At 62.5% G+C, this 22766-nt stretch carries 20 protein-coding genes; 7 read left to right on the forward strand and 13 right to left on the reverse strand.

The features are described from left to right. Positions 1 to 118 precede the first annotated feature (118 nt). Entirely contained in the window at positions 119 to 1300 is a 1182-nt protein-coding gene (locus tag ACQK2G_RS06665; RefSeq protein ID WP_425404244.1) for a glycosyltransferase, read from the forward strand. A gap of 8 nt (positions 1301 to 1308) precedes the next feature. Here the strand turns inward: ACQK2G_RS06665 and ACQK2G_RS06670 are convergent, their stop codons facing one another. From ACQK2G_RS06670 to ACQK2G_RS06685, 4 genes are all read right to left on the reverse strand, one after another. After that, positions 1309 to 2466, reverse strand: a complete 1158-nt coding sequence (locus tag ACQK2G_RS06670) for a M24 family metallopeptidase (protein WP_425404245.1) — start codon at positions 2464 to 2466, stop codon at positions 1309 to 1311. Then, positions 2459 to 3541, reverse strand: a complete 1083-nt coding sequence (locus ACQK2G_RS06675) for a pyridoxal-phosphate dependent enzyme (protein ID WP_425404246.1) — start codon at positions 3539 to 3541, stop codon at positions 2459 to 2461. The genes ACQK2G_RS06670 and ACQK2G_RS06675 overlap by 8 nt, the downstream gene beginning before the upstream one ends. Before the next feature lie 92 nt (positions 3542 to 3633). After that, positions 3634 to 4878, reverse strand: a complete 1245-nt coding sequence (locus ACQK2G_RS06680) for an HD domain-containing phosphohydrolase (protein WP_425404247.1) — start codon at positions 4876 to 4878, stop codon at positions 3634 to 3636. Between the two features lie 46 nt (positions 4879 to 4924). Next, positions 4925 to 5509 (reverse strand): glutathione peroxidase, encoded by a 585-nt coding sequence (locus ACQK2G_RS06685; RefSeq protein WP_425404248.1) that lies wholly within the window; start codon positions 5507 to 5509, stop codon positions 4925 to 4927. Between the two features lie 149 nt (positions 5510 to 5658). Between ACQK2G_RS06685 and ACQK2G_RS06690 the strand changes: the two genes are divergently transcribed. The 3 genes from ACQK2G_RS06690 (at position 5659) to ACQK2G_RS06700 (ending at position 7313) form a co-directional block, all read left to right on the forward strand. Further along, positions 5659 to 6030, forward strand: a complete 372-nt coding sequence (locus ACQK2G_RS06690; protein ID WP_425404249.1) for a hypothetical protein — start codon at positions 5659 to 5661, stop codon at positions 6028 to 6030. Positions 6031 to 6072: 42 nt separating this feature from the next. Further along, a complete protein-coding gene (locus ACQK2G_RS06695) occupies positions 6073 to 6882 on the forward strand; it encodes a class I SAM-dependent methyltransferase (RefSeq protein ID WP_425404250.1) in 810 nt (269 codons plus the stop codon). Between the two features lie 107 nt (positions 6883 to 6989). Then, entirely contained in the window at positions 6990 to 7313 is a 324-nt protein-coding gene (locus ACQK2G_RS06700; protein ID WP_425404251.1) for a putative quinol monooxygenase, read from the forward strand. On the opposite strand, the gene ACQK2G_RS06705 is transcribed toward ACQK2G_RS06700, so the two are convergent. After that, positions 7310 to 9004 (reverse strand): PAS domain-containing sensor histidine kinase, encoded by a 1695-nt coding sequence (locus ACQK2G_RS06705; RefSeq protein WP_425404252.1) that lies wholly within the window; start codon positions 9002 to 9004, stop codon positions 7310 to 7312. The genes ACQK2G_RS06700 and ACQK2G_RS06705 overlap by 4 nt on opposite strands. A gap of 377 nt (positions 9005 to 9381) precedes the next feature. Here ACQK2G_RS06705 and ACQK2G_RS06710 point away from each other — a divergent pair, with 377 nt between their 5' ends. From ACQK2G_RS06710 to ACQK2G_RS06720, 3 genes are all read left to right on the forward strand, one after another. Continuing rightward, positions 9382 to 10635, forward strand: coding sequence for a multidrug effflux MFS transporter (locus ACQK2G_RS06710; protein ID WP_425404253.1), 1254 nt, complete (start codon positions 9382 to 9384; stop codon positions 10633 to 10635). A 150-nt stretch (positions 10636 to 10785) separates the two neighbouring features. Next, positions 10786 to 11079: a YciI family protein gene (locus tag ACQK2G_RS06715; RefSeq protein WP_425404254.1), complete on the forward strand. Its 294-nt coding sequence runs from the start codon at positions 10786 to 10788 to the stop codon at positions 11077 to 11079. A gap of 74 nt (positions 11080 to 11153) precedes the next feature. After that, the gene (locus ACQK2G_RS06720) at positions 11154 to 12839 is read left to right on the forward strand and encodes a thiamine pyrophosphate-binding protein (protein WP_425404255.1); all 1686 of its coding nucleotides are present in this window, start codon (positions 11154 to 11156) and stop codon (positions 12837 to 12839) included. Position 12840: 1 nt separating this feature from the next. On the opposite strand, the gene mnmC is transcribed toward ACQK2G_RS06720, so the two are convergent. From mnmC to ACQK2G_RS06760, 8 genes are all read right to left on the reverse strand, one after another. After that, complete coding sequence (mnmC, locus tag ACQK2G_RS06725; RefSeq protein WP_425404256.1) at positions 12841 to 15201, reverse strand: FAD-dependent 5-carboxymethylaminomethyl-2-thiouridine(34) oxidoreductase MnmC; 2361 nt, start codon at positions 15199 to 15201, stop codon at positions 12841 to 12843. 40 nt (positions 15202 to 15241) lie between these two features. Further along, on the reverse strand, positions 15242 to 16015 hold the full coding sequence (otnI, locus tag ACQK2G_RS06730) for a 2-oxo-tetronate isomerase (RefSeq protein WP_425404257.1): 774 nt from the start codon (positions 16013 to 16015) through the stop codon (positions 15242 to 15244). Between the two features lie 52 nt (positions 16016 to 16067). Next, complete coding sequence (otnC, locus tag ACQK2G_RS06735) at positions 16068 to 16706, reverse strand: 3-oxo-tetronate 4-phosphate decarboxylase (protein WP_425404258.1); 639 nt, start codon at positions 16704 to 16706, stop codon at positions 16068 to 16070. Continuing rightward, positions 16703 to 17977 (reverse strand): 3-oxo-tetronate kinase, encoded by a 1275-nt coding sequence (gene otnK, locus ACQK2G_RS06740; protein WP_425404259.1) that lies wholly within the window; start codon positions 17975 to 17977, stop codon positions 16703 to 16705. The genes otnC and otnK overlap by 4 nt, the downstream gene beginning before the upstream one ends. A gap of 157 nt (positions 17978 to 18134) precedes the next feature. Next, positions 18135 to 18554 (reverse strand): globin family protein, encoded by a 420-nt coding sequence (locus tag ACQK2G_RS06745; RefSeq protein WP_425404260.1) that lies wholly within the window; start codon positions 18552 to 18554, stop codon positions 18135 to 18137. 86 nt (positions 18555 to 18640) lie between these two features. Then, positions 18641 to 19216, reverse strand: a complete 576-nt coding sequence (locus tag ACQK2G_RS06750; protein WP_425404261.1) for a Tll0287-like domain-containing protein — start codon at positions 19214 to 19216, stop codon at positions 18641 to 18643. Positions 19217 to 19268: 52 nt separating this feature from the next. Next, a complete protein-coding gene (locus ACQK2G_RS06755) occupies positions 19269 to 20762 on the reverse strand; it encodes a cytochrome c3 family protein (RefSeq protein WP_425404262.1) in 1494 nt (497 codons plus the stop codon). Between the two features lie 13 nt (positions 20763 to 20775). After that, positions 20776 to 22764 carry an FAD-dependent oxidoreductase gene (locus tag ACQK2G_RS06760; protein WP_425404263.1) on the reverse strand — a complete coding sequence of 663 codons (1989 nt, stop codon included), beginning with the start codon at positions 22762 to 22764 and terminating at the stop codon, positions 20776 to 20778. Positions 22765 to 22766 lie beyond the last annotated feature (2 nt).

Below are 22766 nucleotides of genomic sequence, written 5' to 3' on the forward strand. Positions count from 1 at the left end.
CAAGGCGGTCTCGTCCGCTTTCCCGTTACGCGAGCGTTTCACTGCCCGCGAAGTGGAAATAGGATGGGCAGTCGCCGATTGTTCCAAGCAGACGGGAATTGGCGCGCGGGAGGAGAATGTGCGTTTTTTCGTCAGTCATCACGCGACCGAGCAGTATTCGCTGATCCCCTATACGGACCGGGAAATCGTGAAGGCCGTACGGCACTTTTTTCCGGATGCCAGAAGCCATCTTTTCGGTCGTGACGACGCGGCGGATGCCCGGCAATTCCTGGCGATGAAACAGGCGTGCGACACCGGGGAACCCATGTTCTCCCTCGATACGACCGGGCAGATTCCGTTCCATTCGCTTCCCTTCAGTGCCGAGCGGAACAAGCTGATCTATCTGTCCGACGCCCCGTTCGGGTCCTTTACCCTGCTGCGCGCCATGCCGGAAGGCAGCTATGTCGGATACAGCGATCGGCGGTTCCTGGAATTCCATCAGGATTCCGGCCTGCCGATCCGCCCCGTTTTTTTGCCGCATGGCGGGCCGGTGACGGTCGACCGCGGCAAGGATCCGGGTGACAGGGCGTTGCCGGTCGCCTTCATCGGCAAGGTCGAGAACCCGGAGCCGTCCGGGCAATTCGATCACGCGGCCCTGGGCGGCGATCCGGCCCTCTTGGCCCTGTTCCGGCAGGCGGCGGATTTGAGCCGCGACAGCGGCGAGGAGATCTATCGTGCCTATCGGTCGACCTGTCTGGGACGTGGGGAAAATCCGATGGCCGTCCTGCCCCGGGAAGCGATGTGTGAGGTGCTGTGGGCGATGCAGCACTGGGTGGAGGCGCATCGGCGTCTGGAGGTGCTGCGCGGTTTCGCTGATCGGCCGATCGACATTTTCGGACCGGTCGATCAGGCTATCCCGGGCGTCACCGATCGCGGGCACAGGTTTCATGGCCCAATTCAGGGAAAACAGGCGCTGCAGGTCCTGCAGGAAACGCGGATCCTGTTGAACCCAGTCTTCGTCCTCGCCGGCGGCGGGCACGAGCGCATCTGGTTCGCGCTGGCGAACGGATGCCTGCCCCTGACCGATCCGAGCCGCTTCGTCGAGGAAAGCTTCACCGACGGGGAGAGCCTGTTGTTCATCGATTACGCCGATCCGTCGGGTTCGGCGGAAAAGGCCTGGGCGATGGCGCAGGCGCCGGACCGTATTCGGGAAATGCTGGACCGGGCGGTGCCGATTTACGAGGCCGGGCATACCTGGATCAGCCGGTTGCGCGAGGCATTCCGGCAGATCCCCGAACTGACCCCTTACGCGGCGGACTAGCTTTCGCGTCAGAGGATCGGCAATTCCGGTGCGGCGCGTTCGGAGAGGAGAACCGGCGGGCCGTCGGTGATGAGCAGATTTTCCTCATGCACCATGATCTTGCCGTCCGCGACCTCCATCCCCGGTTCCAAGGTCATGACCATGCCGGGTTTCATCACCGTCATATCGAAATGGATATTGGACGGGCTTTCGGTCAATTGCATGCCCAGCCCATGGCCGTATCGGCCGACATCACCGCCGCCGGTCTTGCCTTCCGGATCGATCACGGCTGCCATGGCGTTGTAAAGGTCGCGACAGGTGGCGCCCGGTCTTGCAACCGCTAATGCCGCGTCGGTTGCTTCGTAGAGCGTGCGGTAGGCGCGTTTCGCCGCGTCGCTGGCATGGCCGAATGCCCAGTTGCGGTCGAAGTCGCAATAATAGCCGCGCAGGGTTGCCCCGGTATCCAGCATCAGAACATCGCCGGCGCGCAGCGGCTTCACGCCCGGCGGAGAAATAACATCCGCATAGCCGCCCTGGTCCGCGCCGCCGACAAGGTAGGGGACGTCTTCCGCCCCTTCGCGCAGCAGGTCGATCTTGAAGGATCGAAAGGTTTCCTTCAGGGGTTGCCCTTCATGGAAGAGCTTTGGCGCATTGGCGAAGGCGCGCGATGCTATCGCGCAGATCTCGGCGATGGTGGCGATTTCCGCCTCCGACTTCACCTCGCGCAGGGCCTGGATCATCGGCGTCGCATCAACCGGTTCCATGCCGGGCAGCATCTCGTGTATCCGGGCCAGGTCGTTCAACGGCATTCTCAAGCTACTTTCCCTTCCCATGGGAATGCCGACGCGGGTCGATCCCCGCAGCGCGTCGGCCAGCAGGGAAACGCCGTCGTCGTCTTCGTGCGGCGAGGACCAGCAGCGTACATCCTCGATCCAGGTGGCGCGCATCAGGGCCGCGCCGATTTCGGGGATGATGGCGATCGGTTTGCCGGCTTTCGGTACGACCAGGAACCAGGGCCGGGTCGGACTGAGCCAGAACAGGGTGCGGAAGCCGGTGAAGTAGCGCATCTCCGCTTCCGTGGTGAAGAGCAGGGCGTCGATGCCGTCCGCATGCATGGCCCGCTGGGCGCGGTCGAGCCGCGCTTCGTATTCCGCCTGCGGAAAATCCGGTTCGGCTGCCTCAATCATCGATCGCACCTTCCGAGACATAGAACAGGATCCGTGCTTCCGGGCCGAGGCCGTCAATCGCATCGGCCGCCTTCGCGGTAACCAGCCCTGCCAGCGCCGCGCCCGCGGAAGGAGAAATGGCGATACCGTGCCTGGCGTAGCGCGCGACCGCGTCGGCCGCTTCTCCTTCGGTCACCGTCATGAAACTGTCCGCCTCCCGCGCCAGGTATTTCAGCGCCAGGTGGCTCGGTTCCTTGCAATCGAGCCGGCCCATGCTGGAGACGGGCCCTTCGGTCGTGACCGGCTTGCCGGCTTCGATACTCTCGATCAGGGCAGGCGCGGCCTCGGGCTCGACGACGCAGACATGAACCGCGTCACCCCAGCGCTCGCGTACCATGGCGGTGCAGGCTGCCGCCAGGCCGCCGACGCCGGCCTGCAGAAAGACATGGGTCGGGACGGCGTCGATTTCGTCGGCCACCTCGGCGGCCATGATCAGATAGCCTTCCATCACGTCGCGCGCCGGTTCCCAATAGCCGATCCAGGAACTGTCGGACAGCAGCCGCCAGCCGTTCCGCTCCGCGTCGTGTGCGGCGGCTGCCATGCTCTCCTCATAGATCGCGCCGGCGCGCACCACGTCGGCCCCTTTGCCGCGCAGCCGTTCGGCGAAATCCTCCGGGACCGTTTCGGCCAGATAGACGGCGGCTTTCGCGCCGAAGACAGGCGCGCCGGCGGCGACCGACAGGCCATGATTGCCGGCACTGGCGCAGACGAAGGTTTCGCCCTTCAGCGCATCGGCATAATCCTTGGCCGACCCGTCGGCGACCCTTTTGGCGGCCAGTTTGGCGATGGCGTGTGCGGCGCCCAATGCCTTGAAACTGCCCAGGCCCATGCGCGCCCGTTCGTCCTTGATGACAACGCTGGCGACGCCGAGTTCGGCGGCCAGGCCCGGCAGCGGCGTCAGGGGCGTCCTGTGACCGGCGGGACACATTTTATATAGGGCGATCGCGGCGGAGGCGTCTGTGCAGACCTCGCCTTCGGAAATGGCGATCCCCGGCGGCAGTCCCCTACCGCGCAATGGATTCTTGATCAGCCGCATGATCCGCTGCCCCCCGCGTCCCGTCTGTCCCATCATCTGGATGCACTATGCCGGAGCGTCCGGGCCCTGGCCAGTCGCGGCGGCCGGGCGGTTCAGACCGCGGCCAGGTCGTAGTAATAGTCGCGCCGCGCGGCCAGTCGATCGAAGATGTCGCCGTCCAACTGACCGTCATTCACCATGGCGCGCATGATGCGGATGACGTCCTCGGCATTCTTGCGGCCGCGATAGGGTCGGGGCTGGCCCAGGGCCTGGAAGATATCCGCGATCGCCACGATGCGCGATCCGGTGTCCAGTTCAGCGCCCGACAGATGGTTCGGATAGCCGCCGCCGTCCAGCCGCTCATGATGGTTGGCGGCCCATTCGGGAAAGCGCGTGCCGGGAAAGCAGCGTTCCAGCATCACGCGGGTCTTTGCGACATGCTGTTTGATGATGGAGTATTCCTCGGCGTTGAGGGCGCCGTCCTTCAGAACCGCCGCGGTCGGTGCATCCACATAGCCGAGATCGTGCAGCAGACCGGCGGTGTGCAATTCCTGTTGTCCCTTTCGATCGAAACCGATTTCCGCTCCCAATTCCTCGCAGATCAAGCCCACGCGCTCGGAATGCTCCAGGGTGAAGCCGCTCTTGCCGTCGACGAGACGGGCCAGGAAGACGGCCAGTTTGCGCAATTCGTCGCGTCCGATTTCCTGAAGAAAATCGCGGTCCTTGCCCAGATTGGCGCAGAGGTTCTGCAACTCCGGACCGCGCAGGGACCGCCAGAAGACCGGATCCGCCATGACGGCGACCAAGGCCTCGACCTGGCCCTTGTTGAATCTTTCCCCAGATTCCTCACGCAATGCCGCGGCGACCGTTTCCGGTGTGTCGAGCGCGCCGCCGGCCCCTTCGATTAGCCTGTCGGCGAAGGCGGAGAGATTGATCAGCGCGGCGGCATCGCGGTCAGGCTGCGGGATCGGCAAGCCCTTCAGAACCGTCCAAGGTGTACGGTAATGCCGGATGACGGCCGCGAAGGGCCGAAGCAAGGCGACATGCTTAGCGTATTCGTGACCGCGGATACAGGGACCGCTGTCGGGTTCGGCGGTCTTGCCGTCGCCGGTGCCCACATCGTCCGCATTGGCCGGCAGACCGCAATTGTGCAGCACACCGGCGACGTAGATATATTCCCGCCGTGCGGCGGGCCAGCCAAGCTGCTCGGCGCAGCGCATGGCGATATAGGCGGTTCTGAACCCGTGGTCCTCGCCGTCTGAGCCGATATAGTTCACGGCGCGGCCGATCATCAGGGCGATATGGCGAAGGTCGGCTCTGACCTTATCCGGAAAGGCACTGGTCACGGCAGGCGGCATACGGGACTCCCGGTTCCGGTCCGTGTCCCGATATCTGGACGACCCCTCAACCCGCTGGAGGCTTTAGGACGGACTCGATTACGGAAATAATGGCGTCGGATTCCGGTTTTGTCACGGATGGCCACCCGGCGATGGCGCTGCCGTCCGGCCCGACCAGGATCTTGTGGAAATTCCAACGCGGCGTGCCGGCATCGCCCAATTCCTTGCCTGCCCACTGATAAAAGGGATGGGCGTCCGCGCCGCGGACCGTCTGCTTCTCCGTCATCGGGAAGGTGATGTCGTAATTGGTTTCGCAGAACGTCTTGATCTCCGTCGCCGTGCCGGGCTCCTGCGATCCGAAATCGTTGCTGGGAATACCCAGAACGACCAGGCCTCGGTCCCGGTATTTCTCGTAGACCGCCTGCAACCCCTTGTACTGCCGGGTGTAGCCGCAGAAGGAGGCCGTGTTCACCACCAGCACGGCCTTGCCCGCAAAACCGCGCATCGGCATCGCGTCGCCCTCGATGGAGACAAAGTCGTAATTGTGGGCGTTCGGATCCGCCGCGAATGCGACTGATGCGGTGTTCGGCAAAGGCAGCGACGCGAGGATGGCCGCGGCGAGGGCAATGATCGGGACGCGTAGCCTGGTCATGGGGCAAATGGCTCCTGTGCTGTCGATAAACCGTTCTTTACTGGTACGAGGTGAATGGCGGCGCCGATCATCCTAGCATCAAAACCGGGTTGGGTGGGATGCGGGCCGCCGGGTTCAGCGAAATGTGATAATTCCCAAGGGAGGGTGCGATGAGTCAGCAAGTCATGGAACAGGCGATCCTGCTCTCGCTGGAGCCGCTGTTTGAAAAGGCGGATGCCGACGGGCTTTGGTTCTATCATCATTCGAAAGAAGCCGGCGAAGTCTGGTGTTCGCCGAAATATCTCCGCCTCTGCCACGACAAGGGGCGCTATATCTGGGGGCCTGACAACTGGGAACTGCGCAGTCCGCTGGTCTACATGAAACAGCTGAAATACAAGGCGCAGGAACTGGTCGAGGAATATAACGAGATGGCGGAACGCATGCAGTTGGAGGAGAAAATAGAACTCGCATCCGTTTCCAGCAATCCGGCCGATCTGCCCGAGAACATGCCGCAGGATGACAGCAGAACGGAAACGGCGTAATTAGGGCGCTTCCCATTTCTTGCCGGCCGAGAGGCGCCCCTCATGACGAAACAGAACCATCCCTCAGGCGACGCCGCCGTTCGCGCCAATCTGGAAGCCTGGGAAGAGGTCGCGCCGATCCATGCGGGCCATAATCAGGCGGATCTGCTGAGAGCGTTCGCCCGGCCCGGGCATTCGGTGCTGGACGAGGATACAAAGGCAACCTTCGCCCAACTGGGCGTCGCCGGGAAATCCGTGGCGCAGCTATGCTGCAATAACGGGCGCGAACTTGTTTCGCTGAAGGCGCTGGGGGCGGGACGCTGCGTCGGTTTCGACGGCTCGCCCGCTTTCGTCGAACAGGCGCGGGAACTCAATGCCGCAGCCGGTCAGGACTGCGAATTCGTCGCCGGGGACATTCACGCGGTTCCGGCGCAGTACGACGGCAGCTTCGACATTCTCTACGTCACGATCGGTGTCCTGACCTGGATGCCTGATCTACGGGCCTTTTTCGATGTCGCGGCGCGGCTGGCAAAGCCGGGCGGTCATTTCCTGATAGAAGAGCAGCATCCGATCATGCACATGATCGAACCGGGCGCCCCGGACGCCCCGGTCGAATGGCTTTATTCCTATTTCCAGAAACATCCCTTCGCCGAGGAAGGCCTCGACTATTGGGGGGAAACGACATATGAGGCGACGACCAACTATTCCTATCAGCATACGATGGGCGATACGATAAACGCGGCGATTGCCGCGGGCTTTGACATCGTCCGCTTGGACGAGCGGCCCGACCACATATCGAACACGTGGTACAATGTAGAAAAGCAGGGTCCGATCATGCCGATGAGTTTCGACCTGCTGCTGCGTCGGCGCTAAGGCCTCTGATCGGTCAATACAGTTCTGCCGCTGCGCCGCTTGCCGCTAACACAACTCGGGCGGTAACGTCCTTCCCAACATCAAGCACAAAGAGGGGGAGGCTACCCATGGCGTTCGTGATCATTCCGGAATTCCGCGTGAAGGAAGACAAGGTCGAAGCGTTCAAGGAATTGATGACCAAACATTCCCACAACTCTGTTACCAAGGAGGAAGGGTGCCTGGGTTTCGATTGCTGTCAGGACCAGAACGATCCGACCCGCTTTGTGCTGTATGAGATCTATGTGAACGCCGCGGCCCTGGATGTGCATCGGGCAAGCGAGCATTTCGCCTGGTACAACGAGCAGGCCAAGGATCTCGTGATTCCCGGTGAGGACGGGCGCCTGCCGCAGAAGATCACCTTCTATGACCGGACGGCCTGCGGCGCCGCTTAACTGGCCTTGGCGACAGGTTCCTGATCGAAGGGCAGGACGGGCGCGACATCCTGTCGTGGGATGTCGACCGCCACTGTGGTGCCTTTGCCCAGATCGCTTTCGATCCTCATCCGGCCCTGATGCAATAAGACCAGCGCATTGGCGATGGCGAGGCCGAGGCCCCAGCCCTGTTCCGCGTCCATCGGATTGCGGTCGCCGCGAATGAACGGGTTGGTAATGGTCGGCAGACGTTCCGGTTCTATGCCCTGACCGGTATCGGCTACCGTTATGGAGGTCTCGTTCTCGGTCGCGATGGCGCGGATTGAGATCGTCCCCTCCGGCGGGGTGAACTTGATGGAATTGGTAATCAGGTTCAGCAGGACCTGTTTGATCGCGCGCTTGTCGGCGACCATGGGCGGCAGGTTGCCGGGAACCTTTGTCTCAATCGACAGGCCTTTGTCCGCCGCCTTGCTTCGGAAGTTTTGCAGGCAGTCGTCGATCAGATCGGCGACGCTGATCGGTTCGGGATTGAGCTTGGTTTTGCCGGCCTCGATATAGGAAATGTCCAACAGGTCGTTGACCAGTTCCAGCAGGTAGTTGGCACTGCTGTGGATGTCGTCGGCGTATTCCAGATATTTCTCGTTTTCCAACGGACCCAGCATCTGCTCGCGCAGGATGTCTGAAAAACCCAGGATCGCGTTCAGCGGTGTGCGCAGGTCATGGCTCATATTCGCCAGGAAACGGGACTTTGCCAGGTTCGCGCGCTGGGCCTCCTTCAACGCATTGTTGCGCTGAAGTTCGGTTTCGACCTGTTCGGTGATGTCACGGCCCACCCCCCTGAATCCCTTGAAATTGCCCTGGTCGTCGAAATAGGGCTGCCCGCTGGTGGCGAGGTGCACCAGCGTTCCGTCCGGCTTCCGCCGTGAATGGGCGAAGTGCCGGAATGGCCGGTGTGCCGCGAGGTCTTCCAGATTCTTCCTGTAAACATCCGGATCCGTATGCGCCGATACGCCCGATTCCTGCCGCGTCTTGCCGAGCAGACTGTTCGGATCGACGCCGGTGATCCTCTCAAATTTGTCGGAGAAGTAACAAAAGCGCAGATTCTCATCCATTTCCCAGAACCAGTCCGAGCTGGAAGAGGCGAAATCCTCGAACCGCTGGCGGGTGAATTCCAGGTGCTCCAGCATGATGCGCCGCTCGAGCTCCGCTGAGGCTCGCAAGGCGACGATCTGCAGCAGAGTCTCCACCAGTTCCACATTTTTCAGCGGTTCGACATCGGCGATCGCGATGAGACCGATCGGGCGATCCTCGTCGCCCCAAAGCGCTATTCCCGCATAACTCTCGGCTTCCAATTCCGCGAGAAGGGGGAAATCCGGGAAACTCTCCTGCACACCTCTCGAAAAGCAGCAAAGCTCATGTTTGAGCACGGCGCGGCAAGGGGAGTCGGTCATGACATATTTGATGTTGGGGACAATCGCGCCGTGGGCGTGAAAGGCGACGGTCTGGATCTCGTCGCTGCCGCTCGGCACAAGCCGGTCCACCGCCGCATAGGCGACGCCTAAGGCTTCAGCCAAATGTGTCACAAGCGCGGAAAAGAAGTCTCCGTCCGTCTTCGTCCACGCACGTTGCGCGATGAACCGCAATGTCGCATCGACCTTGTCCCGGTCGGACAGCAGTTCGGGATGGGACTTTTGTGTCAGCTCGTTACTCATAAATACGGTCCTGGTCCCGGACACTCAGATGTACCGGGACGTCGGCTTGTTACATATCAGGTGCGCACACCTCGCGTCGATCTCCCCGCAAGCGTTATTTTCCGCAGTATATAAGCAGCTAGGATTAATATCATCTTAATGCGGCACGACGGCACAATATTGCTGGATATCACCGGGATCCGGTTGCCGCGGTCTTCCTCACTTTTTTCGTTTGGGCCGGAAAATGGCCAAACATATCCTCGCTTTTTCCCCAGCACAGGGATATAGGGGGGCATCACCGGATTTCAGTTCGAATCGGGCGGCCGTTCCATGCCGCCCCGTTTCATCTTTGCACCCCGCTTCCCCGTGGGGAAAACCATGATTCAAAGGCGTTGAAGATGTCCGATACCGCTCAGGAGAGAGTCGACACGGCTGGACGTGCTCCCATCGGCATGGGGGAATTCGTCACCCTGATGGCGATCATGATGTCGATGTTGGCCTTGTCGATCGACGCCATGCTGCCGGCGTTCAACGATATTGCGCGTGATCTGGCTTTGGAGAACGCGACCGACGTTCAGTACATCCTGTCCAGCATGTTTGCCGGTCTTGCTGTCGGTCAGCTTTTCTACGGTCCGATTTCGGACAGTTTCGGGCGGAAGAACGCCATCTATCTGGCGGCGTCGATCTTCTGTATCGGCTGTCTGCTGACCATATTCACCGATGACTTCGCCGTCATGCTGGTCGGACGCGTGCTGCAGGGCCTGGGCGCGGCCGGCAACCGGATCGTCGTCATGGCGATCGTACGGGACAGCTATTCCGGGCGAATGATGGCGCGTGTCGCTTCGTTCATCATGTCGATCTTCATCCTGGTCCCGGTCATCGCGCCCTTTATCGGTCAGGGTATCCTGTGGATCGCCGAATGGCACATGATCTTCGTGATGTTCCTCGTCGTCTCCCTGATTGCGACGACCTGGTTCTTCCTGCGTCAGCCGGAAACCCTGCCGCCGGATCGGCGCAGGGCTTTCTCGCTGGCCACCATCATCGACGGTTTCCGCACGGCCGCGACCGACAGGATCACGCTGGGCTATACCATTTGCGGCGGCATGGTTTTCGGATCCTTTCAGGGGTATCTGGTTTCCGCCCAACCGGTCTTTCAGGGCATCTACGGCGTGGGCGACATGTTTGCCGTCTATTTCGGGATACCGGCGCTGGCGATCGGCGTCGCCGGTGTGATCAACGGCCGTATCGTCATGAAATACGGGATGCGCCGGCTGGTCCGGATCGCCCTGGTGACGACGATCGGTCTGGCGCTGGCCTTCGGCGGTTACGCCTATGCCAATGGCGGGGTGCCGACGCTGCTGGAACTGGAAATCTATCTGATCCTGACCTTCTTCTGCATGGGCATGCTGTTCGGGAATGTGAACGCATTGGCCATGGAGCCGATGGGCGCCATCGCAGGCATCGCAGCGGCCTTCGTGGGGGCGGTTTCGACCATGATCGCGATTCCGCCGGCCGCCCTGGTCGGGCATATGTTCGATCAGACCATCCTGCCGATGGTGGGCGGGTTCGCCGTGCTGGGCGGCCTGGCATTGGCGGTGGGGCTTTGGGCCGATCGCGAGCATCCGCCGGGCCCGATCGTCGAGGAGGACTGACCGCCCGGCGGTGCGCCCACACTTAGCATCGCGGCGGTGCAAGATGTTTGTCCTGGGCGGACGTTGCTTGGACGTGTGATTGACGGTAGGCAAGGATGGCCGGCACAGCCGGTTCAGCCTTGCCTAATTCAGCACGAGGAGCACCTTGCCATGCCGATGCTTATTCAATGCGCCGACAAGCCCGGCCACCTTAAGATGCGCCTGGACACGCGCGGAACGCATCTCGCCTATCTCGACAGCAAGAAGGACATCATTCTTGCCGGCGGCGCGGTGATGGATGCTGAGGGGAATCCCTGCGGCTCGGTCCTGATCATCGATACCGAGGACGAAGCGGTCGCCCGTGACTTCGCGGAAAACGACCCCTTCAACAAGGCGGGTCTGTTCGAAACGGTGACCGTCACTGCGTGGCGCAAGGCATTCTTCAATTTCGAAAACCTGACGTAAGTAACGACAGGAAACGACAAGACTTTGACGGTCGGGGCATGGGAGCCCCGGCGTGTGATCAGGGAGAGCAGCGAATGGCCGAAGGGTCCAATCTACGCAATGGCGGACGTATTCTAGTCGACGCCCTGAAAGGGCATGGCGTGGAGGTCATGTTCGGTGTGCCGGGGGAAAGCTATCTGGCGGTCCTGGACGCTTTGCACGACACGCCGGATATCCGTTACATCAATGCCCGTCACGAAGGCGGTGCGACGATGATGGCCGATGCCTACGGCAAGCTGACCGGCAAGCCCGGTATCGCGATCGTGACCCGCGGCCCGGGTGCTACGAATGCCTCAGCCGGCGTGCATGTCGCCTTCCAGGATTCGACGCCGATGATCCTGCTGATCGGTCAGGTCGGCCGCGACATGGTCGAACGCGAAGCGTTTCAGGAAATCGATTATCGCCGCATGTTCGGCCAGATGGCGAAATGGGTGGCGGAGATCGACGACCCGGCGCGGATTCCCGAATTCCTGAACCGAGCCTTCAACACCGCGGTTTCCGGCCGACCCGGCCCGGTGGTGCTGAGCCTGCCTGAAGACATGCTGACGGAAGTGGCGGACGCCCTGGATGTCGGCGGTTATGCCCAGGTCGAAGCGCATCCGGGCGATGAACAGATGGCCCAGCTGCGGATGATGCTGATGGAGGCGAAGAAGCCGTTCGTCATCGTCGGCGGCGGGGATTGGTCGGCCGAGGCCTGTGCCGATATCATGGCTTTCGCCGAGCATATGCATCTGCCCGTGGGCGCGTCCTTCCGCTGCCAGGACTATTTCGACAACCTGCATCCGAATTACGCCGGACATGTCGGGATCGGCATCGACCCGGGCCTGGCCAAGCGGATCAAGGAAACCGACCTCTTGATCGTTGTCGGCGCGCGGCTGGGTGAAATGACGACCGGCGGCTATTCGCTGTTCGACATTCCGCGACCGACGCAGAAGCTGGTTCATGTCTATCCCGATGCGGCGGAGATCAACCGGGTCTATGACGCGGATCTCGGCATTGCATCCGGCATGAAGGCCTTCGCGCGGGCGGCGGCGCGGCTCTATCAGCTGCGGGAAACGCCGGTCTGGTCCGCCGAGGTCAAGGATCTGCACGAAGGCTATCTGGCCTTTTCGGAACCGACCGAGGTTCCGGGCGCGGTCAATTTCGGCCAGGTCGTCAGGACGCTGGACGAAAAACTCGGCCCGGATGCGATCTACTGCAACGGCGCGGGAAACTATACCGTCTGGATCCACCGTTTCCGCCGGTATCGCAAATACCGGACGTGTCTGGCGCCGACCAGCGGATCAATGGGCTACGGCCCGCCCGCGGGTATTGCCGCAAAGTTGGTTCATCCCGACAGCCCGGTCGTGGTGGTCGGCGGCGACGGCTGTTTCCAGATGACGGGGCAGGAAATGACGACGGCGGTGCAGTACAATCTGCCGATCCTCTACATCGTCGCGAACAACGCCATGTACGGCACCATCCGGATGCATCAGGAACGGGAATACCCGACCCGCGAATCCGGCACGGCCCTGGCCAATCCCGATTTTGCGAAATGGGCTGAGGCCTGCGGCGCCCATGGCGAGGTCGTCGAAAAGACGGAAGACTTCGAAGCGGCGCTGGACCGGGCCCTGGCCAGCGGCAAGCCCGCCTTGATCGAGGTCCGGACGGATCCTGAAGCGCTGACCCCCGCCGCGACGCTCAGCGGCACCCGTGACAAGGCGCTCGCGATCAAGAAGTAAATCAGTCGGATGTGACGGTCCCGGCGCGTTTCAGGTCTCGTACCAGGAAACGCGCCGGATGGACCGCGTGCACCAGATCCCGTTCCAGCGGCAGGGGCGCATCCGTCATCATGTCGGCCAGCAGGTCGGCCATCAGCGGGGCGAACTGATAGCCGCGCGCGCCGAAGCCCGATACCACGTAGAGACCCTTCCGGTACCGGGCGGGCGGATATAGCGTCCGCGGCCGGCCGTGCCGAAGATCCGCATAATCGCTGCGATAGGCCGCCGCATCGGGAACCGGCCCGGCGACCGGCAGGCGATCCGCGGTCATCGCCCGCAGGCCGGTCCAACCGGTTTGCGAATCGGGTGCGGACCGGTCGAAAGCCGCGGCGAAATCCGTTGCGTATCGTCGGTGATCTTCCAGCGACCAGGCTTGCCATGACGTATCGCCTTCCGGGTCGCGCCAGGGATCGAAACTGGAACCCAGGACGCGGCCCTCGCGGCCGTCCGGCAATCTCAATCGCGGTGTGAGATAGCCGCCGTAGAAACCGGTCCCCTGTTCGGGCAAGCCCGCGCCAAGGGCGTCGTCATTCACCCAACTCACCTGACCGCGGCTGGGCCGGATACCGAGCCACGGGGCCTGCAGCAGCTTGCCGGTCCAGCCACCGGCGGCGACGATCACGGTCGGGCCGGACCAGATTTCCTTTCCCGTCTCATCCAGGAGGCGCCAGCCCTCAGTGGTTTGTTGCAAAGCGTCGATATCGGCGGTTTCGATCGGGGCGCCGATGGCCCGTGCCACCGCTTGTGGGTTCAGGCATCCGGACAGGGAGAAGGATAGAGAGGGCGGCTCGGAAGAAGGCGCCAAGGCCATGATATCCTCGGGCCAGCCGAGCGCATTGATCAATCGCGCCTGCCTCTGGGTTTCTTCGTCATCGGGCGCGATTTGGGAAAGTCCGCGCGGTGGATGCCAGACTGCGTCACCCAGCCCGTCATAGAAGGTCAGGGCCTTCAGAAAAGCGAGTGCATTCAACCGCCCGGAAAGACCGGGGCCCACCGTCAGTTTAGGCGAGAGCATGGCGGCGGGGTTCTCGCCCATCCCGCCCAAATCTCCCAATCGGTCAAAAAGCCGGGCGTTGATGCCGCGGGATCTGAGGGCGAGCCAGCAACAGCTCGCGGCGATGCCGCCGCCGATGATCGCGGCTTCGCCAGCCTCGGCAGGGGGCGGCGGATCGAGCCATGGAACGGTCGATTGCGGTGCTTCCGGCGTTGCGGTTAGCGTGCCGGTGAGACGTTCGCGCTTATGCGCGTAGCCCGGCTGTTTTTCGACCGAGAAACCTGCTTCTTCCAACCCCCGGCGCACGAAACCGGCGGCGGTATAGGTGGCGAGGCTGCCGCCGGGCCGGGTTCGCAGCGCGATCGCGGCGAAGACCTCGGCCGACCACATGTCCCGATTGCGCGAAGGGGCGAAACCGTCGAGATACCAGGCATCCATCCTGCCGGTCAGTTGGGGAAGCATCTTCTCCACCGGACCGAACAGAAGGGTCAATTGCACGCGCCCGCCATCCAGGGAGAGCCGGTGAAACCCCGCATGCCGGATCGGAAACACGCGGCACAGCGGGTCGATCAACGGCGCCAGGTTGGGGACGTCGCGATAGAGATCGAGGGCTCGGGCGAGTGACGGCCGGTCGAGCGGATAGCCCTCCACGCTGACATAGTGCAGGCACGCGGTGGCCGGGGCCGTGCGCCGCCACAAATCCCATGTCATCAGGAAGTTCAGGCCCAGGCCGAACCCGGTTTCGCCGATGGCGAAGCGCTGCCGGTCGCGCCAGACCTCGGGCGCGCCGATGCCGCCAAGGAAGACCGCCTCGGTCTCGGCCGCGGCGCCGGCGGGCGAGGAATAGCCGTCGTTGAACAGGTTCGACCGCGGCCCGTTTTCAGGGTCTATGTCGAAAGCCGGCGAGGGGAGTCGCGGCCAGCCCGTCATTCGGTCACCCGGTTCCGTTCTATTCCGCGCCGTATGGTCAGATAGCCTCGAGGCGTTTTCGAGGTCGATCAGCAGTTCGGTCAGCTCCGCGACCTTCTGCTTGGCGGCGGCGATCCTGCCCCGGAGCACGGCTTCTTCGTTGTCCAGTTCCATGAATTCCTGTTCGCGCCCTTCCAGCAGCCACGGGGCCGTCACGTTCAGCATGCCGGCCATCATCACGATCTGGTTCGCACGCGGCACGCGACGGGCCTTTTCCCAGCCCCTGACGGTCTTCGACGTGACGCCCATGCGTCTTGCGAAGCCTTCCGCTGTCAGGCCGGCGGATTTCCGCGCGACCTTGATACGTTCACCAAGCTGCTGTTGCGCCAAGTCGCCGGCCTTGGCCAATTCCTTCTTCATCGAATACTCCACTACGTCCTTGTCTTTCCCGGAACCCGGATCAGGCCGACACTCCGTAGTCGGCCGCCCAGCCCAATCCCGCCTTCGTCTCGCCCTTGGGCCGGTATTCGCAACCGATCCAGCCCTGATAGCCGAGCTCGTCGAGCAGGTTGAACAGGAACGGATAATGCACTTCCCCTATGTCGGGTTCATGACGATCCGGATTTCCCGCAATCTGAATGTGCTCCACGCGGTCGAGCAATGCGCGGGTGCGCATGGCGAGGTCCCCCTCGCTGATCTGGAGATGATAAAAATCCAGTTGGAGCCCGATATTCGGTTCATCGACCGCGTCGAGAACTTCTATGGCCTGACCGGTCGTTGCAAGGAAAAAGCCGGGGATGTCGCGCTGATTGATCGGCTCGATGCACAGGTTGACCCCGTCCTGCGCGGCGCGTTTCGCGGCTTTCTTGAGGTTCGAAACATAGGTGTCGGTGTTGCCGCCCTGCGGGCGCATGCCGGCCATCACATGCAGGCGCGGACAGTTCAGAGCCTTGGCATAGGTCAGCGCCTTTTCCAGGCTTTCCATGAACTCGTCTTCCCGTCCGGCCAGGGACGACAATCCGCGTTCGCCTTTTTCCCAGTCTCCGGGCGGCAGGTTGAAAAGGGCTTGCTGCAACCCGGCGGCGTTCAGGCGCGCGGCCACTTCCTCCGGCGTGAAATCATAGGGGAAGAGGTATTCCACCGCCTTGAAGCCGCAGGCAGCCGCCTCCGCGAAGCGGTCCAGGAAGGGCACTTCGTTGAACATCATGCTGAGATTGGCGGCGAGCTTGACCATGAGCTTTCCTTTCACACTCGGACGGATATAGGCCGACAGGCCGGAAGACTGTTCAAATTGGGAACCGTTCGCGCAATTCGGCGACCTGTTCCGGCGTCAGGGTTCGGATCGGGATGCCGCGCAACATCAGATGCAGCTTGGCGGTCTCCTCCAGTTCCTCCATGGCGCCGACCGCGTCACGCAGGCTCTTATCCGCGACGACCGGGCCGTGATTGGCGAGCAGGCAGGCCTTGTGGTCCGTGAAGACGGGCCGCATCGCATCCGCCAACCCTTTGTCGCCGGGCGGATAATAGGGAACCATGGGCAGCTTGCCGATCCGCATCACGTAATAGGCGGTGATCGGGGGAAGCGCGTCATCCGGGTCGGTCTCTTCCAGGACAGACAGGGCGACGGAATAGGAGGAATGCAGATGCACGATGGCCTCGGTGTGCGGGCGGACCTCGTAAACGGCCATATGCAGGAAGGATTCCTTTGTCGGCTTGTCGCCGGAGAGATGGGTGCCGTCCGGGGCGAGCTTGGCCAGGCGATCCGGTTCCAATTCGCCCAGCATCGACCCCGTCGGCGTCATCAGCCAGCCGTCATCTAGCCGGGCGCTGATATTGCCGGACGCCCCCGGGGTCAGCCGTCGGTCGAACATCGACCGGCCCAAGCGGCAGATTTCTTCCCTGAGAGTTTCCTCGGATCGGCTCATTTCGGCAGGACCTTGAAGGCTTTCTCGAAGAAGTCGGGCGCGCCGAAATTGCCGGATTTCATGGCCAGCGCGGAAGGGTCGGCCTCGACACTGGCTGTCCAGGGCACGCCGGGGTCGATCTGCGGTCCGATGCGCAGCGCGGCGACGTTCAATGCCTTCACGACCGCACCTGAAGTTTCCCCGCCGGCGGAGACGATCCGACGGGCGCCCTTGGCGTGCAGGCCGGCGGCGACGCGGGCCAGGATTCCTTCCATCAGCTCACCGGCCTCGTTTCGGCCGATGCGGTCCTGCAGCGCCTTCACGTTCTCCGGTTCCTCGGTGGCGGAAACCATGACCGGCGTATCGCCCAGTTGCGGCGCGGCCCAGGCGAGAATGTCGTCGGCCAGCGCTGGTCCTTTCTCAACCGCCGCGTCGGCATCGATCCGCCAGAGTGGAACGCGGCCTTCCATGTAGGCGACCTGGCCGCGCGTGGCTTCCGAGCAGGACCCGCTGAGGATCGCCGCCGCGCCGTTCACAGCCGGCAGGGCGTCGGCGACCTGATCCTGCGCCAGCAGACCGGCCGCGCGGAAATTGTCGGGCAGTCCCATGGCGACGCCGGACCCGCCGGTGACCAGTTTCAGATCCTTGCAGGCATGGCCGATTTCGATCAGGTCACGATCCCGGGCCGCGTCGACGATCGCGTGGCGCTTGCCGTCGCCGCGCAAGGCGCCGAAGGCGTCGGCGATGGCGGGCGCGCCCTTGTCGACGGTCAACTGGTTGACCAGTCCGACCGCGTTCGGCGTCTGCCGCGACAAGACCCGGACCAGGTTCGGATCGGTCATCGGCGTCAGCGGATGGTTCCGCATGCTCGATTCCGACAGCAGCACGGGTCCGACGAACAGATAGCCGTTGAAGATCTGCCGGCCGTTCTCCGGAAAGGCGGGACAATAGATGGTGAAATCGCCACCCGTTGCATCCAGAAGGGCGTCCCCGACAGGACCGATATTCCCTTCATCGGTGGAATCGAAGGTGGAGCAGTATTTGAAGAAGACCTGATGCGTGCCGCGCTCGGCCAGCCAACGATAGGCGGCCAGCGATTGCTCGATCGCCTCGGCTGCCGGGATGCTGCGGCTCTTCAACGCGACGACGACCGCGTCGACCTCGCCCAGATCCAGACTGTCCGGCGGTATGCCGATGGTCTGTACCGTCCGCATGCCGGCCTTCACCAGCGTGTTGGCCAGATCGCTGGCACCCGTGAAATCGTCTGCAATCGCGCCCAGAAGAATGGCCATGCGTTGTTCCTGCCCCTGTCCAATATGCTTTGTGGTTCTTTGGGGGCTGAGAATACACGAGCGTTCTTGGCAGAAAAGGGGATGCGGGGTCCAAAGTGAAACGCCGGGCATGACAAGGCCCGGCGTTTCTGATGATGATTGGAAGCGCGGTTCGGCGCTAGGCAGCCGCCACCTGGGCCTGTGCCTCCTTCATGACGCCGGCGACCAGGCTGTAACATTCGGTCCAGGCTTCCTCGACCTCCGGCGTGAAGTCGTCGCCGAGCCCCTTACCCAGTGTGTACAACAGTGCCGCGCCGACCGTGTCATATTGTTCCAGCTTCACATTATAGCCCGCATGGCGAACGCCGAGGCCCTGCAGCACGGGTACGACTTCCTCCACCCGGTCGAGACCGTTCACGGCCCCGGCCAGCATTTTAAGCAGCTTCTTCTTCTGTTCCTTCATGTCGTCCGGGAACAGGGAACGGACTTCCGGCGCGATTTCAAAAAGCCGGTCATAGAAGATGTCCGCCGCCGTGTCTGCGATGGGAAGGACTTTCTGAAAGCTGGATTGAACCAGTTTGATCTGTTCGGGTGTCATTATCAGTCTCGCTTGCGTTTGCGTTAGTCGATTTCGCCGCCCGCCATCGGGAGGTTGACCGTCAGGCGCCAGGCCGTCGGGCGCGCTTATTCCTCCTTCGGGATGCGGATAACGACGCCGCCCATCACTTCGCCCAGTTTGAAATCGGTGCGCGGCGAGTCCTTGTGACCGTTGTGACAACTGACGCAGGCTTCCGCGACGCCGACATCGGCATAAACGGCGGTGAAATAGGTGACGCCGCCCAGTTCTTCCTCGCCGTAAAAATTCTCACCGGGATTGTCCGCGATGAATTGCAGGCCTTCCTTTTCCAGATCGGTTGCCGGGGCGTTCTGCTTGTTGATCGGCCAAAGCGAAAGCAGGGAGTAGGTGAACTCGTCGGTTTCTTCCGCGACCAGTTCAGCGCCGAAGCGGAACATCTGAGCCGGCAGCGGCAGCGCCTTGTCATCGTCGAAATGTTCGGAGGCCTTGATGACTTTTTCCTTCACGGCCAATCGGTTCACTACCTGTTTCGTATAGACCGTACGGTCCGACTTCATGACCAGATGCAGCAGGTCGGAAACCGTTTCATACGGCATGCCTTCGGCCAGGGCCGAGGCCGATGCGCCGGTAACAAGCATAGCCGCCAGGCCGGCGGTTTTGATTTTTTTCGATATCGAGTTCATAACAACTGTCTCCTGTGGATGTCGCAATTTGCAGGATGCGTGGACCGCCTGGTCATTGGTTGGCGCCGGTGCCAGGCTGGTTCACGCGGTTTACCGCCCAATCGATGCTTTCGATGTGGCGAACCGGTTTGCCCGTGAAGTTGTTCGCGATCAGGTCCGGGTCGGCCAAGGCGTCGATGGCGAAGGCCAACCCGTGGCACTCCATGCAAACCGGCCTGATCATTTTTTCGTTCGGGCGAAGTGTGTCGTTCTGATTGTGGTTGGTGACGATTCCTTTTGACGTTTCCTCCTTGGGCATGTGGCAGGTCGCGCAAGTGACGCCCTGGCCCGGCTGCAGACTGCCTGCCAGTTCCTGTTCCCAAAGCGCGAAATGCGGACTGGATTTGTAGGCGCGGCTATGGCCGTCGTCGTGGCAACTCAGACAAGCGCCAACGGCCGCTTCCGCCAAGTTCTGCGCATGCGGGTCATGGCAGGTGTTGCAGGTCAGTTCCCGACCCACGGCATCGCCGTGCAGCGCGACCCGTGCTTCATCGGTCGTCATCGTCGCAGGCGGGGCGGGGTCCTGGAGCAGCGTTTCAAACATGGCGACCAGGGTCTCCGGCGGGTCCTTCCAGCCGAAACCCTTCAGGGCTTTCTGCACAGTTCTGGGTTTTGCCGTGTCGGGGTGGCGTCGCATGCCGTGCCGACCGATGCTGAAACTCTTCCGTTCGGCTTTGTGACAGGAGGCGCATACCTCTTCAGCGGGCCGGTTGAGCCAGTTCGTTTCCGCCTCGGCGAGGGTCTTCGCTTCCGGCGCGTGACAGGCGGCGCAACCGACCTCCCCGGTCGCGTGGCCGGATGCCGCCCAACGCGAAACCAGCTCTTCCGACCGACCCGATATCGGGGCCAGAATGAGCGGTTTCAGGGCAGTGGGATCAGGCGCGTTCCCGGATCGGGGCTGCCGCCGTGTCGCCGCCAGAGCATGTGTCGGGTTTTCGGCCAACCATTCCTGGCCGGCATTCTTGACGAGGAAGTCTTCGTAGAGCGCTTTGTTGTCGTGGAAATTGTGGCAGCCCGCGGTGGCGCAGGTATCGAAGGACAGGCCCGCATGGCTCGGTCTGTCGACACGGACGTCCTGCTCGCCCTCGGAATGGCAGGCGACACAGTAATCGCCGGGCAGGGTCACCATGCCCGCCAGCGTGACTTCAGGCCGATGTTCCTCATGGCAGGTGGTACAGAAACGGGCGTCCACCTTTTCCCAATAGGCCGCTTTGCGCGGGTTCTTGAATTTCTTGATCGGATGGCTGTCGTTGGCCGCTTTCAATTCGTCCTTATGGCACTCGACGCAGGTCTTGTTCAGATCCTTCCTGACCTTGCCGACGGAAGCGAAGGGAGAGGAGGTGTGGCAGGTGTCGCAGGCGATTTCGATTTGATGATGGACGCCCGCAGTCTGCCCGGGCAGCAGGACCGTCCGGTCGCCGGCGACATAGAGCCTCGCCATCGCCGTGCCGGCCACAAGGACGGTGATGAAGGACCAAAGCACCCAGAGAAGAAATGTCCGTGTCATCGCATCTCGCCCCTCAGAACGCGTAGACCGTCAGGACATGGACCAGCAGCAATGCCGGCACCAGCCACAGCGCGATGATGTGCGCCCAGGTCGGCAATGTTCGGGGCGGCTTGCGTGCCGTTCCAATCTTGCGCGCCCGCAGGCTGTGGTCGCCGCCGGTCGCCAGCCCCGCCACCGCGCCGAATACCAGGGTCGCGGTAAAGGCGACGAACAAGGCCAGTGTCAGGTTTGCCCCGGGCCTGAAGCCGGTATGGACGAACAAAGCGCCGGCCACCAAGGCTCCGATGCCCAGATGGACGAGACGCCAGATGTCGAAACTGCCCAGACGGTCCATGAAACGGAACCGCTTGCGCAAGCCGATCAGCATCGCGGCGACCGTCAGGCCCAACAGGATGTAACCGGTCCATTGCTTTGCGATATTGTCCCGCCACAACAGGCTGCGCAGGCTGTCCGCGTCGAATGAAACGGGGAAGGGGATGCGAGGTGACAGGACGAGAGCAAGCGCCGCGATACCGGCAACGGCGGAACAGGCAAGAACAGGTTTGAACAGGCGCACCGGTTTTGGGGGCGCGCCGGCATCGATCAGTTCTTCGAGCAATGGCGTACAACTGCCGCAGACGCTGCCGGCCCCTGTGGACAGGGTGAGGTCCTCCGCACAGACGGCGCCGGCGCGCATCGCGTCGCCCAATCGGCCGCGTGTCACACCGGTGCAGTTGCAGACGATCGCGGTTCCGGGAAGCTCCGCCACGGGGATTTCCCGGGTTGGCCAGAGCTGCCCCGTGCGCCGGAAGCGCGCGACCATCCAGGGATAAACGGTACCGCCGGTTTGTACGGCGTTCTGAACCTGGCTCGATTGCTCCCACCCGCCGACGGAAATGGCGCCGGAGAGTTTGCCCGCGGTGATGAAGATGCGCCGATAGCGGTCACCGTCCCGCCAAATATGAGATTGGGTGCCACTGAACTGCTCAAGTTGCTCGACCTCGCCGACCGAGAATAATTCCGCGCCGATCACCTTCAATTTGGTCGCGGGGACCGATCCCGGATAGGCGGACGGCGTGCCCGCGATTGCTTTTGCGACAAGGTCGGCCTGTTCGTAGCCCGGGCCGACCAGTCCATAGATCCGATCGCGATGCTGGGCGCATTCGCCAATCGCGTAGATCATCGGATCCGCTGTCCGCAAACCGTCATCGACCAGAATGCCGCGGCTGATCGGCAGGCCCGCCTCGTAGGCAAGCCGTGTATTCGCACGGACGCCGGTACAGATGATCACCGTGTCGCAGGCAACCTCCCTGCCATCGGCAAGACGCACGGATTGAACACGCAGTTCCCCAGCGATTTCCTTGACCGCGGTGCCGGTGACGACCGCAACGTCCAATTCTTCTATCCTGCCCTGAAGGACCGCGCTGGCCTCCAGGTCCAGTTGCCTCGGCATCAGTCGGTTTTCGTGTTCGATCACGGTTACCGAAGCCTGGCGGCGCTGCATTCCGCGCGCCGCTTCCAATCCGAGCAATCCCCCGCCTATGACCACCACGTCCCGTGCCGTCAGGCTGCGCGCCAGCAGCGCGGCGGCGTCGGCGGCGGTGCGGAAGGTGAAGACACCGGAAAGGTCACGGCCCGGAATGTTCGGAACATGGGCATGCGACCCGGTGGCCAGGATCAGGGTGGAATAGGGATAACACCGACCGTCCGCCGTCTGTACTTCATGCGCGTCGCGATCGATCGCGATGACGTGGCAGCCCGTTTCGCACGTAAAATGCCCGTCCGGGATTTTCGCCCTGGGCACGCCGATCTCGCCGAATTGAACGTCGCCGGCCAGCAGGGGGGTCAATTGAACGCGGTTATAGGGTTCGTAGGTTTCCGCCGTCAGCACCGTCACCGGAACGCCCCGGCCGGCAATCTGTTGGGCCGCCCGCATGCCGACAGGGCCGCCGCCGACGACCACGATCTGCTTCTCAGGCAGAGAAACCGGTACTTCCTGTTCGAATAAGGCTGTCTGCGCCACGC

The sequence above is a fragment of the Hwanghaeella sp. genome (assembly GCF_965227365.1).
Lineage (GTDB): Bacteria > Pseudomonadota > Alphaproteobacteria > UBA8366 > Aestuariispiraceae > Hwanghaeella.

Bases quoted from the DNA above. Each gene is read 5' to 3' on its own strand.
- ACQK2G_RS06670 (WP_425404245.1), bottom strand. From the start codon at position 2,466: ATGATTGAGGCAGCCGAACCGGATTTTCCGCAGGCGGAATACGAAGCG.
- ACQK2G_RS06675 (WP_425404246.1), bottom strand. From the start codon at position 3,541: ATGCGGCTGATCAAGAATCCATTGCGCGGTAGGGGACTGCCGCCGGGG.
- ACQK2G_RS06680 (WP_425404247.1), bottom strand. From the start codon at position 4,878: ATGCCGCCTGCCGTGACCAGTGCCTTTCCGGATAAGGTCAGAGCCGAC.
- ACQK2G_RS06685 (WP_425404248.1), bottom strand. From the start codon at position 5,509: ATGACCAGGCTACGCGTCCCGATCATTGCCCTCGCCGCGGCCATCCTC.
- ACQK2G_RS06690 (WP_425404249.1), top strand. From the start codon at position 5,659: ATGAGTCAGCAAGTCATGGAACAGGCGATCCTGCTCTCGCTGGAGCCG.
- ACQK2G_RS06695 (WP_425404250.1), top strand. From the start codon at position 6,073: ATGACGAAACAGAACCATCCCTCAGGCGACGCCGCCGTTCGCGCCAAT.
- ACQK2G_RS06700 (WP_425404251.1), top strand. From the start codon at position 6,990: ATGGCGTTCGTGATCATTCCGGAATTCCGCGTGAAGGAAGACAAGGTC.
- ACQK2G_RS06705 (WP_425404252.1), bottom strand. From the start codon at position 9,004: ATGAGTAACGAGCTGACACAAAAGTCCCATCCCGAACTGCTGTCCGAC.
- ACQK2G_RS06710 (WP_425404253.1), top strand. From the start codon at position 9,382: ATGTCCGATACCGCTCAGGAGAGAGTCGACACGGCTGGACGTGCTCCC.
- ACQK2G_RS06715 (WP_425404254.1), top strand. From the start codon at position 10,786: ATGCCGATGCTTATTCAATGCGCCGACAAGCCCGGCCACCTTAAGATG.
- ACQK2G_RS06720 (WP_425404255.1), top strand. From the start codon at position 11,154: ATGGCCGAAGGGTCCAATCTACGCAATGGCGGACGTATTCTAGTCGAC.
- mnmC (WP_425404256.1), bottom strand. From the start codon at position 15,201: ATGAAGAAGGAATTGGCCAAGGCCGGCGACTTGGCGCAACAGCAGCTT.
- otnI (WP_425404257.1), bottom strand. From the start codon at position 16,015: ATGGTCAAGCTCGCCGCCAATCTCAGCATGATGTTCAACGAAGTGCCC.
- otnC (WP_425404258.1), bottom strand. From the start codon at position 16,706: ATGAGCCGATCCGAGGAAACTCTCAGGGAAGAAATCTGCCGCTTGGGC.
- otnK (WP_425404259.1), bottom strand. From the start codon at position 17,977: ATGGCCATTCTTCTGGGCGCGATTGCAGACGATTTCACGGGTGCCAGC.
- ACQK2G_RS06745 (WP_425404260.1), bottom strand. From the start codon at position 18,554: ATGACACCCGAACAGATCAAACTGGTTCAATCCAGCTTTCAGAAAGTC.
- ACQK2G_RS06750 (WP_425404261.1), bottom strand. From the start codon at position 19,216: ATGAACTCGATATCGAAAAAAATCAAAACCGCCGGCCTGGCGGCTATG.
- ACQK2G_RS06755 (WP_425404262.1), bottom strand. From the start codon at position 20,762: ATGACACGGACATTTCTTCTCTGGGTGCTTTGGTCCTTCATCACCGTC.